The 11,903-nt window shown below is 42.8% G+C and carries 10 protein-coding genes; 2 read left to right on the top strand and 8 right to left on the bottom strand.

The window, feature by feature from the left end; all coding sequences use genetic code 11:
* The 5 genes from JMX97_RS09835 to JMX97_RS09815 all read right to left on the bottom strand — a co-directional run.
* Positions 1-126: GTP-binding protein (locus JMX97_RS09835; RefSeq protein ID WP_227675427.1), on the bottom strand; the 126-nt coding region annotated here is incomplete at its 3' end.
* Between the two features lie 238 nt (positions 127-364).
* Positions 365-2,491: an elongation factor G gene (fusA, locus tag JMX97_RS09830; protein WP_201557639.1), complete on the bottom strand. Its 2,127-nt coding sequence runs from the start codon at positions 2,489-2,491 to the stop codon at positions 365-367.
* 347 nt (positions 2,492-2,838) lie between these two features.
* The gene (gene rpsG / locus JMX97_RS09825) at positions 2,839-3,312 is read right to left on the bottom strand and encodes a 30S ribosomal protein S7 (RefSeq protein WP_201557637.1); all 474 of its coding nucleotides are present in this window, start codon (positions 3,310-3,312) and stop codon (positions 2,839-2,841) included.
* A gap of 215 nt (positions 3,313-3,527) precedes the next feature.
* Positions 3,528-3,902, bottom strand: coding sequence for a 30S ribosomal protein S12 (rpsL, locus tag JMX97_RS09820; protein WP_201557636.1), 375 nt, complete (start codon positions 3,900-3,902; stop codon positions 3,528-3,530).
* A gap of 410 nt (positions 3,903-4,312) precedes the next feature.
* Positions 4,313-5,458, bottom strand: a complete 1,146-nt coding sequence (locus JMX97_RS09815; protein WP_201557634.1) for an EcsC family protein — start codon at positions 5,456-5,458, stop codon at positions 4,313-4,315.
* Between the two features lie 577 nt (positions 5,459-6,035).
* On the opposite strand from JMX97_RS09815, the gene JMX97_RS09810 reads away from it, so the two are divergent.
* Positions 6,036-7,298 (top strand): beta-ketoacyl synthase N-terminal-like domain-containing protein, encoded by a 1,263-nt coding sequence (locus JMX97_RS09810; RefSeq protein ID WP_201557633.1) that lies wholly within the window; start codon positions 6,036-6,038, stop codon positions 7,296-7,298.
* Positions 7,299-7,301: 3 nt separating this feature from the next.
* On the top strand, positions 7,302-8,996 hold the full coding sequence (locus JMX97_RS09805; protein ID WP_201557632.1) for an anthranilate synthase component I family protein: 1,695 nt from the start codon (positions 7,302-7,304) through the stop codon (positions 8,994-8,996).
* A gap of 49 nt (positions 8,997-9,045) precedes the next feature.
* Here the strand turns inward: JMX97_RS09805 and JMX97_RS09800 are convergent, their stop codons facing one another.
* The 3 genes from JMX97_RS09800 to hisD all read right to left on the bottom strand — a co-directional run bounded on the left by JMX97_RS09800 (position 9,046) and on the right by hisD (position 11,738).
* On the bottom strand, positions 9,046-9,228 hold the full coding sequence (locus JMX97_RS09800) for a DUF523 domain-containing protein (RefSeq protein WP_201557631.1): 183 nt from the start codon (positions 9,226-9,228) through the stop codon (positions 9,046-9,048).
* A gap of 2 nt (positions 9,229-9,230) precedes the next feature.
* Entirely contained in the window at positions 9,231-10,370 is a 1,140-nt protein-coding gene (hisC, locus tag JMX97_RS09795) for a histidinol-phosphate transaminase (RefSeq protein WP_201557630.1), read from the bottom strand.
* Between the two features lie 72 nt (positions 10,371-10,442).
* Entirely contained in the window at positions 10,443-11,738 is a 1,296-nt protein-coding gene (gene hisD, locus JMX97_RS09790) for a histidinol dehydrogenase (RefSeq protein ID WP_201557629.1), read from the bottom strand.
* Positions 11,739-11,903 lie beyond the last annotated feature (165 nt).

Raw genomic sequence — 11,903 nt, 5'->3', positions numbered from 1 at the left:
GCCACCTGAGGTTTTAGCGGCTACTGTTGCGATAGCAGCAGTAAGGGTGGTTTTACCATGGTCAACGTGTCCAATAGTACCGACGTTGACGTGTGGCTTGTTGCGTTCAAACTTGGCCTTTGCCATGAGTTATTCCTCTTTATTTGGGGTTCAGCGCTTAATCAGCGTTAATACTTTTAGTATTTATACAAATATTAAGCCAATACTGACCACATTAAGACAGTTGTTAAAAGGGTGCACATGCAGTGTGCAGATATTATAAGAAAATTACGGCCAATAACAAGTCTTTTAACAAGTTATTGCCGTATTCTCAAATGACAATACAAAGATATACTCTATATTGCCATAATTAATTGGCTTTTAATTATTCGTCGCCATCTTTAGTGTTGAACTTAGAGATGATTTCAGCAGCAACTGATTTTGGAATTTCAGCGTACTTTTGGAATTCCATTGAGTAGGTTGCACGGCCTTGTGACATTGAGCGCATCTGAGTAGCATAGCCAAACATTTCTGCTAATGGTACTTCAGCGCGGATATGCTTAGTACCACCAGGCAGATCTTCCATACCTTGAACCATACCACGACGGCGGTTTAGATCGCCCATGATATCGCCCATGTAATCTTCAGGGGTTTCAACTTCAACTTTCATGACTGGCTCAAGTAGTGCTGGATTAGCAGCTAAGAAGCCTTTTCTGAAAGCGATAGAACCAGCCATCTTAAATGACAACTCATCCGAGTCAACGTCATGATAAGAACCATCATATAAGGTGGCTTTTACGCCAACGATTGGATAGCCAGCTAGGACGCCGTTTTTCATGCGCTCTTGAATTCCTTTATCAACCGCACTATGGAATTCTTTTGGTACCGTACCACCAACCACTTCTTCAGCGAATTCATATAACACTTCGCCTGCTGGATCCATAGGTTCAAGACGTAGCCAAACATGACCGAATTTACCACGACCACCGGTTTGACGTACGAATTTGCCTTCTTGTTGGACAGTCTCACGAATCGTTTCGCGATAAGCAACCTGTGGGGCACCAATGTTGGCTTCAACACCAAATTCACGCTTCATACGGTCAACAAGAATTTCTAAATGCAGCTCACCCATACCACTGATGATAGTCTGGCCAGATTCTTCGTCAGTATGCACACGGAACGATGGATCTTCTTTCGCTAAACGACCTAAAGCAATTGACATTCTTTCTTGGTCAGCTTTGGTCTTAGGTTCAACCGCTAGACTAATAACTGGATCTGGGAATTCCATACGCTCAAGGGTGATTACGTTGCTTTCGTCGCATAGTGTGTCACCAGTCGTCACATCTTTCATGCCGACTAAAGCGGCGATATCACCGGTACGAATTTCTGAAAGCTCTTCTTGAGTGTTCGCCATCATCTGAACGATACGACCAACGCGCTCACGTTTCATTTTAACGGGATTATAAACGCTGCTGCCTTGCTTTAGAACACCTGAATAAACACGAACGAAGGTTAAGTTACCGACGAACTTATCATTCATAATTTTAAAAGCAAGTGCTGAGAAAGGTGTGTCATCTGAAGCTTCACGGAAGCCTTCGCTTTCTTCTTTATCGTTAAGAATACCTTTAATAGCAGGTACGTCTATTGGCGCTGGTAGATATTGAATAACCGCATCCAACATCTTCTGTACGCCTTTGTTTTTGAAGGCAGTACCACAAAGTAGCGGAATGATTTCGTTAGCAATAGTCAACTGACGAATAGCGCCATTAATTTGCTCTATAGACAACTCACCATTGTCTAAGTACAAGTTCATAAGCTCTTCTGATGCTTCCGCAGCATTTTCTACGAGATATTCGCGATACTCTTCCGCTTTTTCTTGAAGTTCAGCTGGAATTTCACGCTCTTCGTATTCCATACCTTGAGACGCTTCGTCCCAATAAAGAGCTTTCATAGTGACTAAATCAACCACGCCTTCGAAATCATCTTCTTTACCAATTGGGATAACCAAAGGTACTGGCTTGCCGCCTAGACGGGTTTTGATTTGTTCAATAACGCGATAAAAATCAGCACCAACGCGATCCATTTTGTTCACGAAGGCAAGACGCGGTACTTTATATTTGTTTGCCTGACGCCATACGGTCTCAGACTGTGGCTGTACACCACCTACTGCACAGTAAACCATGCACGCACCATCAAGTACCCGCATAGAGCGTTCAACTTCAATCGTGAAGTCAACGTGACCTGGGGTGTCAATGATATTGATACGATGTTCATCAAACTGCTTAGCCATACCTGACCAAAAGCAGGTAGTTGCCGCTGACGTAATGGTAATACCGCGCTCTTGTTCTTGCTCCATCCAGTCCATGGTGGCTGCGCCATCATGTACTTCGCCAATTTTGTGACTGACACCGGTATAGAACAAAACACGCTCAGTAGTAGTCGTCTTACCAGCATCAATGTGCGCGGAGATACCAATATTGCGATAGCGCTTTAGGGGGGTTATACGAGCCATAGTGTTTTCCTAAGGAAAGTCGTTTATGTATTAATGTTTTTGGGGTCTCTACATTATATCCTGCAAAAGCAATCGGCTTTGGCATCTTACTGATTAATGAACCTAATACGGACAAAAAAGAGTAAATACTAAGAATATAGTGGCATTGGATTTAAGACAAAATCATCATGATAGATGTCCGCCATCTCAGCTGGTTGATGACATAAGTCACTCAGTAGCTAAATTAACGATGGCGGCAACCAATAGAATAAATAAACAATATAGTTATAAATTTCAAATGGGCGCCGGTCAACCAAATCCACAACTAATTGTGTCTGATTGACCAAGGCTTAAAGTCTTAAGCGACCTTAGAAGCGGTAATGTGAGAATGCTTTGTTAGCATCTGCCATGCGGTGAACTTCATCACGCTTTTTCATAGCATTACCTTTGCCTTCTGATGCATCACTCAATTCGCCTGCAAGACGTAGAGCCATTGATTTCTCAGAACGCTTAGCAGCGGCTTCAGCCAACCAACGCATAGCCAATGCAGTACGACGGGAGGGGCGTACTTCCATTGGTACTTGATAGGTAGCACCACCGACGCGGCGAGCTTTTACTTCTACCATTGGGCGAACATTTTCGAGCACTTCTTCGAAAAAAGTTACTGGATCTTCGATGTTACGCTTTTGGCTTACGGTCTCAAGAGCACCGTAAACGATACGCTCAGCAGTAGATTTTTTACCATCACTCATTATGTGGTTAATGAATTTGGCGATGACTTGGCTACCAAACTTAGGATCCGGTAGGATCTCACGGGTAGCTACGACGCGACGTCTTGGCATAATAAATTTCCTTATCTTCAGGAGAGTCTGACATTCATAATCTCATACTGGCATCAATATATTATGAGCGAGTAAAAGTTATCAGTCAGCCTTACTGCATGGTGGTGTGTTATGGCGGCAGTTTAATTAAATAAAATGCTCAAACCGCTAACATCAAACCCATGCACAGTTAATAGGTAGTACAAATAGACACTAAGTTAATATTATTGCTAATATTAAACTTTAGGTTTCTTCGCACCATATTTAGAGCGACCTTGCTTACGGTCTTTTACGCCAGCGCAATCTAGTGCACCGCGAACAGTGTGATAACGTACACCTGGTAGATCTTTTACACGACCACCGCGGATAAGAACAACACTGTGCTCTTGTAAGTTATGACCTTCGCCGCCGATGTAGCTTGATACTTCATAGCCTGAAGTCAAACGTACACGACATACTTTACGCATGGCAGAGTTAGGTTTTTTGGGCGTGGTAGTATATACACGAGTACATACACCGCGACGTTGTGGGCACGCTTGCAACGCAGGAACTTTTGACTTTTCCTTGATTGTTTTGCGACCCTTACGAATCAATTGGTTAGTTGTTGCCATAAGGCATGCTTCTCCCGTTTGGTATAAAACAAAAAAATGGGCTAATCCACCAGCCATCTAACGTTATACGTAGATTTTTGGGGTACCCATTTTTAGGACAGTGTATTATAAAGATATGTTGTTGCAATTTCAACCACTTATAGGCATTTTTACTTTACAACGTTCAATATATATGCATTAAGTATACGCTAATATTGACTAGCAATACAGCTAAGCCTGAGCAGTTACAATAAGCAGCTAACGATATAAACCTATAACTTCTATAAATTTGTCAATCGTTATGCGTTAAATGGTGATATTGTCTTATTTTTCAAGATATTATTGAGGATTATTAGAAACTATCTTCTCCAACAAGTCTTTTCTTAAGACAACACCACCTATTATCAACATTGTTTATTGATTTTTGATGGCTATTTCTTTGCAGCTACCTTTTGCTCATTATCAGCAGTTTTTTTGCTATCTGATTTTTTGTTATCACCAGATTCATTAGTTTTATTTGATTGCTTGTCGGCTGCTTTATCTGAGTTTTTTTCTGACTGTTTATCAGTCTTGCTGTCTGAGTCTTTTTGCTCAGCGTCTGTGGTTTTACTAACTTCTGCTTCGCTACTACTATCGTCAGTAATTGCCCGATTGGCAAGCTTGGGTTCTGGTGCAAAGGTAGCTTGTGCGACCCCAATGACTTCATCAATTAAGCCACTGTTATAACGCATGCCTACTGCAACGGCAGTTACCGGTAACAGGCGGCGTATCCAAGTTAAATCAATTTGATCCAAATCGATACCTACTTGTCCCGCAATGTTATCTACTTGTTCAGCATAGAAGTTGACGTTCTTATTTTTAAGTCCCAAGTTTCTAAGCTCACTGTGTAGGCCACGGCTTTGCGCATTATCAAGTAAGCCCTTACCCATTCCAATACCCGCTAACAGTGCTTGTTTTTCTTGCATTTTACTCAAATCAGCATTAGAGAGTAGCTCATAAGCCATTTTTATACCTTGTTTACCGGTCAGTGGTTTATTATAAACCGCCGCCAACTGATAGACGGTACGTAAAGATACCAATAGTAACCATAAAGTATCCGCCAATAGACCTGGCAGACCCGCTAAACCGGTCAAGCCACCTAGAGTTGCTAGGGCTCGATTTTGATTGGCAATATCGGTCGCTAACGCATAACGTTGCTCGTCGTCTAATGTGGCAATATCAGCGAACCGATGCTCCGCTGGCAAATCTAGCTGGCTCCAATTAGCGGCCAATTTTGCTACTTGTACAAAGGCGCCATCAATCACCGATTGAAACAAACTATCAGGGACTACTTTTTTGGCATACTTACCATAAGTTGCAAAGCGTGTACCAATTAATTGCTGAGTCGTTTTTAGCGTTTGCTCACGGAATAAGTCTTGCTGATAATCCTCATCCCCTAAATCTACTGCTTTATATTGACGTGGCTTGCCCGTTTTGGCATTGACGTTATCGATTAATGAACCGACACGCTCGAGATTACTACGGGTAAAGTGACCAACTGCGCTAATACCTTGAAAAAGAGTGCTACGCTTTGCCATTGTTATATCCTTAGTATAATGATTGTTATCGTTAAAGTGTTTTGGTTGAAAAGTAATACGATTAAAAAACTTAAATCCGAGCAGCCTTTAAGGTTTTAATAAACGCAAAATTAGTTTGGCTTAGAATAAGGTTATTACTCTAGCTGTTTTTTCACTGTAATGTCAGTGCGAACAATGTTATTACTATCGTGAAATTTGTATCTAAAAGTATGACTTATTTATAATTATAAACGCCACGCCTATCCTCTTCGTCTCATTTACCTCTAATGTTCCTGCTGTTTTTTTAAGTCTGATTATAGCTGATAGTCTGTTTCTCGAAAGCAATTAAAGAAACCTATTCAAATTGCCTAAAAAATTTAGCGGTATTTTTACCATTATTTTGTACTTGAGCAAGGATTTTGAACCCTTGATACGTTATCATAACGTGAATTAAGGTATGATTGATTTATTATTTAGATAATTTCTAGTCTTGTTACTACCCGATTAAGTCATTCAAAAAAGTACTTATAGTTAAAAACTATTTATAGACAAGCAGTAGAAGCAATCATTAGCAAATCGTTATTATAAGGAATAGAATATGCGCCGAGTTGTTATCACTGGAGCAGGGATTGTCTCTTGTATCGGACATGATTTAGACGCCGTTACTACTGCCCTAAAACAAGGGCAATCTGGTATTACCTTCAATGAATCTTATGCTGAGCATGGATTTAAATCGCAAGTTAGTGGCAGCATTGATAAAGCCGCCCTTGATACTTCTGGTATTGACCGTAAACTCAAGCGTTTTTTTAGTGACGCCAGTCTTTATGCTTATGTAAGCGCACTAGCCGCTATTAAGCAATCTGGCTTAACACTTGAGACCATCAATAATAACCCGCGCGTGGGTGTGGTTGCAGGCTCGGGCGGCGCATCAACAGAAGGTGTGGTCACCGCAGTAGACGCCATGCGCGAAAAAGGTCTGCGCGGTGTTGGAGCGATGGCGGTACCAAAAACCATGAGCAGCTCAGTATCCGCAGCGCTAGCGACTGGCCTTAAAATACAAGGCGTCTCCTACTCTATCTCTTCTGCTTGCGCAACTTCAACTCATTGTATCGGTCATGCCGCTGAGTTAATCCAGCTGGGCAAAGCAGACGTTGTGTTAGCGGGTGGTAGTGAAGCTGAGGACTGGACACAGTCTTGTATGTTTGATGCTATGGGTGCGATGAGTACGCAATATAATGACGTGCCCAAACAATCCTCGCGTGCTTATGATAGAGATCGCGACGGTTTTGTAATTGCCGGTGGTGGTGCGATGGTGGTGGTTGAAAGCTTAGAGCATGCGCAAGCTCGCGGTGCCAATATCTTGGCTGAAATCGTTGGTTATGGCGCTAGCTCGGATGGTGCGGAAATGGTCGCCCCGAGTGGTGAAGGTGCCATACGTTGTATGCAGCAAGCATTAGATCAAGCTGGTTTAAAAAGCGTTGATTATATCAATAGTCATGGTACCAGTACGCCATTAGGAGACATTACTGAACTTAAGGCCATTGCGGAAGTGTTTGGTGCTGATGCTAGTACTGAGGGTGCTTCTAATTCTAAAGCATCTGTTCCGCCTATCAGCTCAACCAAATCAATGACCGGTCATAGCTTAGGCGCAGTTGGAGCACAAGAATTAATCTATTGCCTACTGATGCTACAAGAAGACTTTATTGCCCCAAGTATTAATATTGAAAATTTGGATTCAGCTGCCGAGGGCTTTGATATTGTCACCGAAAAGCGTGATCATAAACTTGAAACTCTAATGAGCAATAGCTTTGGCTTTGGCGGTACCAATGCGACCTTAATTATCAAAAAATTCAACGTCTAATATATGATCGTAACTGATAACATTCAACAAACTCAATCATCAACGCCAGCTATGAAAATTAGCTGGCGTTTTGGTGACCTGCCAGCTTCAGAATTGCTGCCGGTATTGCAACAGCATTTAACTGCTCAGGATACTGATGCGCAATGGCAACTGGTATGGTTAAATAATGATGGACGACCAGTGATTGGCTTGCTGCCTAAAGTGGCGTGGTGTGTTTATTTTAATAATACTGATACCAATCGCAATCGCAATCGCAATCGCAATTCATCTGATCCCACTTCTACCGATACGCAATCATTTACTTATAAAGTGATCAAAAATTGTCGTGATAATAATTCTGTAACGACAACCTATATGAGTTATGCAGACTGGCAGGATGAGTTAATTACTTATAGCAAAGCTTTTGAAGCTGGCAATAGTAGTGCTCCGACTTCAATACATGAAGAAGGTGAGAAGCCCAGCTACTATCACGGTCTTATTGGCTTTATTGGTTATGATATTGCTGCCCATGAGCTAAGTCCAGCCGCTGACATTCCACAAACATCACAACCTTGTGCGGTTATAGGACATTATGATATTTATCTGACGCCGACGGATGCTACTAATAGTAGTGGAACCGGTTGGGATTTAAACGTTAGAACCAGCAATACGGACCCTGACAATGAAGCAGAAAACCCGCTTGTAACAGCGCTTATATCCTATTTAAATACGTTGGATAAAACTCTGTCTAATAGTAACCGTTCCAATAAGCAAATGCCTGAAACAGAATCCAAACTTGCACCGTTAATATTAACTGCGCAGTGGAGTAAGCTCGACTATCGGCAGGCATTTGAGCAGACCCAAAATTATTTAAAGCTGGGTGATTGTTATCAGATCAATCTTACGCAAGCGTGGCGAGGTCAGTTTGATAACTCGCGCGGCGATGTTGAAACAACAACGATACTTCTTGATTATTTGCCTGCCCTACACCGCAACACCCAAGCGCCATTTGCAGGGTATTTAGGGATTGATCGTTCAGACCAACCGACATTAAGCTTTGAGCTATTAAGTTGTTCACCGGAGTTATTTTTTACCTTCATTAAAGACGCTAAGACTGGCAAGCATCATATTCGTACCAAACCTATTAAGGGCACAATACCGCGCGGTATTAACACTGAGCAAGACTTGGCACTAAAGCAGCAACTGACTGATAGTAACAAAGACCGCGCTGAGAATGTCATGATTGTGGATTTATTACGCAATGATTTGGGTAAATATGCCAAGATCGGTAGCGTAAAAGTACCGCAACTATTCACGATTGAAAGCTTCAGCAACGTCCATCATATGGTCAGCACCATTACCGCTGAGCTAAAAGAAGACAGTCATCCTTTGGCGGTATTATTTGGCAGCTTACCAGCAGGGTCAATTACCGGTACGCCCAAAAGGCGCGCGGTTGAGATTATCTCTGAATTAGAAGCAGCGCCGCGCGGTGGCTATTGCGGTACCCTGGGCTATATGAATTTTGATGGTAGCGGTCAGTGGAATGTCCTGATTCGTACCCTGCAAGCCGACACCTCAGCAAGTAATACAGGACAAGTCAGTTTATGGGCGGGTGGCGGTATCACTATCGCCTCAGATTGTGACGCTGAATATCAAGAATGTCTCGATAAAGTCGGCAATTTACTTAATGTATTAAAGCAAGAAGCTGTCGCTAAATAGTCAGACATTAAATTATAAAACGTCGTTAGTTGATAGAAAGATTAAGTCGCTAGGTCAGTGGGGTCGGTAGTCCACCCAGCATTTCAGGACAGATGGGCACAATCCTGAGTTTACCGCTAAGTTGCGTTAATAAATCACTATCTGCCAGCTGCGCATGATTGCCATCGTAGCGAACACGCTGACCTAGCAGACAAGCACTGACTAAGATGGTTTCTTTTACCTTAATAGACATTTTTAACTGCTGATTAAATCCGTATCGTCAGGGGTTTGCATGCCTCTTACCGTATTGATGAGACGCTCATGTTGTGCTGCCGTACCAATAGTAATACGTAAATATTCTTGAATGCGTGGTTTATCAAAATGGCGCACGATAATGCCTTGCTCACGTAGTGTGTTGGCCACGTCACTAGCGTTACCATCTTTAGGACGCACAAAGATAAAGTTTGCATGTGACGGCAATACTTTATAACCCAATTCTGTCAGCTGGGCAGTCAATGACTCACGTAATTCGATAACCTGCTGGCAGGTTTGCTCAAAATATACGGTATCTAATACGCTAGCTCTTGCCCCTGCTTGTGCCAACTTATCTAATGGATAGCTGTTGAAGCTATTCTTCATACGAGTCAGCGCTGCGATTAACGACACGTTGCCGAATGCCATTCCTACTCGTAAACCAGCAAGCGAACGTGATTTTGAAAAGGTTTGAGTCACTAGAAGATTATCAAACTCATTAATTAAACTCACTGCTGAAACCGCAGTGTCTGAACTGTCCGAGTCTAGATGCGCAAAATCAATATAAGCCTCATCAATAACAATCACGGAATTAGAATGCTCACTAGCTAGCTTACGAATATCGCTTAGCGATAATAGTAGACCCGTTGGGGCGTTCGGATTGGCGATGATGATACCGCTACAAGGCTGACGATAAGCATCAGGATCAACACTAAAATCTGCTTCAAGGGCAATCTGTACCAGCTCGATGCCAAAGGTCTGTGCATAAACAGGATAAAAACTATAGCTGATATCTGGCGCTAAGACTGGTCGCTCTTTAAGGAAGAAGCTAGCGAATATTAGTGCCAATACTTCGTCTGAGCCGTTACCGACAAATACCTGATTGATATTTAAGTCATATAACTGGGCTAATGCTGCTCGCAAATCATCCGATTCAGGTGCAGGATAGAGACGTAATTCATCAGCTTGCTGCGCTAAAACAGCAGTGATGGCCTCCCCTACTTTTGGTGAAGGTGGAAATGGATTTTCATTGGTATTTAGTTTGCATAAGTTGTCATGCTGAGGCTGCTCACCGGGCACATAAGGTGATAGGTTGCGCGCTTTGGCTGACCACAATCTGGTGTCTATCTTTGGTTCACTCATAAGTTATCCTACTAATAGCTATATAGATGTTCATGAAATAGGTTTAACAACAGCTTAAAAAGCTAAAATGTATTACTGATAACGATAGCGAGCTGAGCGTGCATGCGCTTCTAAATCTTCGCGCTGCGCTAAAATGTCTGCGGTCTCAGCGAGTGGTTTACTACCACTTTCACTACAATAAATAATAGATGATTTCTTTTGAAAGTCATAAACGCCAAGTGGCGAAGAAAAACGCGCGGTACCTGAAGTCGGCAATACATGATTGGGTCCGGCACAGTAATCACCAATTGCCTCTGGCGTATGGCGTCCCATAAATATAGCACCAGCATGACGAATACTATCAAGTAGCGCATCGGGATCATCAACGGACAGCTCTAGATGTTCAGGTGCCACGCGATTGATGACTGCCATGCCTTCCTCTCGGTCTTTGACCAAAATAAGCGCGCCACGATTTTGTAAAGAATCACGGGCGATATCTGCTTTTGGCAACTCTGCTAAGGCCTTCTCAATCTCCGCTGCCACCGCTGCCAGCTGCTCAGCGCTGGTGGTCACAAAGATTGCTTGGGCAATACGGTCATGCTCAGCTTGCGATAACAAATCCATCGCCAGCCAATCGGCGCGATCATCTGCCTCGCCTTCCGCATAAACCAACACTTCAGAGGGCCCTGCAATCATATCAATACCCACTTGCCCGAATACCGCCCTTTTTGCCGCTGCAACATACTTATTACCCGGACCGGTTATTTTGTCCACTGCTGGGATAGTCTCAGTACCATAGGCCAATGCGGCTACCGCCTGTGCGCCACCAATGGTAAAAACACGATCAACTTGAGCCAAATGTGCTGCTGCCAATACCAGTGGATTGAGTACGCCTTTTGGGGCTGGCACGACCATGATAATCTCAGCAACCCCAGCAACTTTAGCAGGAATCGCATTCATCAGCACCGAGGACGGATAAGACGCTAAGCCGCCCGGCACATAGATACCCACACGATCAAGTGGTGTGATTTTTTGACCTAAACGGTTGCCTAACTCATCCTCATACTGCCAAGTTTCTTGCACTTGCCGTTCGTGGAATGTTTGTACTCGCGAGGCAGCGGTTGTTAATGCAGTTTTTACCTTATCATCAAGAGTAGCGAATGCCTCAGCAAGCGCGTCTTTAGACAACTCTAACTCATTTATACTCGTTGCTGGATGCTGATCAAACTGTTGAGTTAGTGCCAGTACTACGCCGTCACCGCCAGAGCGTACTTGAGCAATAATATCATCGACCGTTTTTAATAAGGTAACATCATTGACGGTCTCAAAGGCAAGCAAGGCTGTTAACTTTTGTTCAAAATCGATATCTTGGGTACTTAACTGGCGCATAACTTTATCCTATGATTGAGCTGATATATTACTGAGTTGCTATACTATTGAAATAGTACTGAGCTTTTATGAATACAATTTTATAAATATAAGACTGCGTTTTTATATTCTGGCAAACAGATATGATAAAACCAGTTTAGCACGCCTTATCTGTCTTGCAGCGCT

It is taken from the genome of Psychrobacter sp. 72-O-c, assembly GCF_904846605.1.
Lineage (GTDB): Bacteria > Pseudomonadota > Gammaproteobacteria > Pseudomonadales > Moraxellaceae > Psychrobacter.
Note: the sequence above shows the minus strand (reverse complement) of the source record. Positions and strands in the feature narration are given on the sequence as shown.

Bases quoted from the DNA above. Each gene is read 5' to 3' on its own strand.
- hisC (WP_201557630.1), bottom strand. From the start codon at position 10,370: ATGAGTGAACCAAAGATAGACACCAGATTGTGGTCAGCCAAAGCGCGC.
- rpsL (WP_201557636.1), bottom strand. From the start codon at position 3,902: ATGGCAACAACTAACCAATTGATTCGTAAGGGTCGCAAAACAATCAAG.
- fusA (WP_201557639.1), bottom strand. From the start codon at position 2,491: ATGGCTCGTATAACCCCCCTAAAGCGCTATCGCAATATTGGTATCTCC.
- JMX97_RS09800 (WP_201557631.1), bottom strand. From the start codon at position 9,228: ATGTCTATTAAGGTAAAAGAAACCATCTTAGTCAGTGCTTGTCTGCTA.
- JMX97_RS09805 (WP_201557632.1), top strand. From the start codon at position 7,302: ATGATCGTAACTGATAACATTCAACAAACTCAATCATCAACGCCAGCT.
- JMX97_RS09810 (WP_201557633.1), top strand. From the start codon at position 6,036: ATGCGCCGAGTTGTTATCACTGGAGCAGGGATTGTCTCTTGTATCGGA.
- JMX97_RS09815 (WP_201557634.1), bottom strand. From the start codon at position 5,458: ATGGCAAAGCGTAGCACTCTTTTTCAAGGTATTAGCGCAGTTGGTCAC.
- rpsG (WP_201557637.1), bottom strand. From the start codon at position 3,312: ATGCCAAGACGTCGCGTCGTAGCTACCCGTGAGATCCTACCGGATCCT.
- hisD (WP_201557629.1), bottom strand. From the start codon at position 11,738: ATGCGCCAGTTAAGTACCCAAGATATCGATTTTGAACAAAAGTTAACA.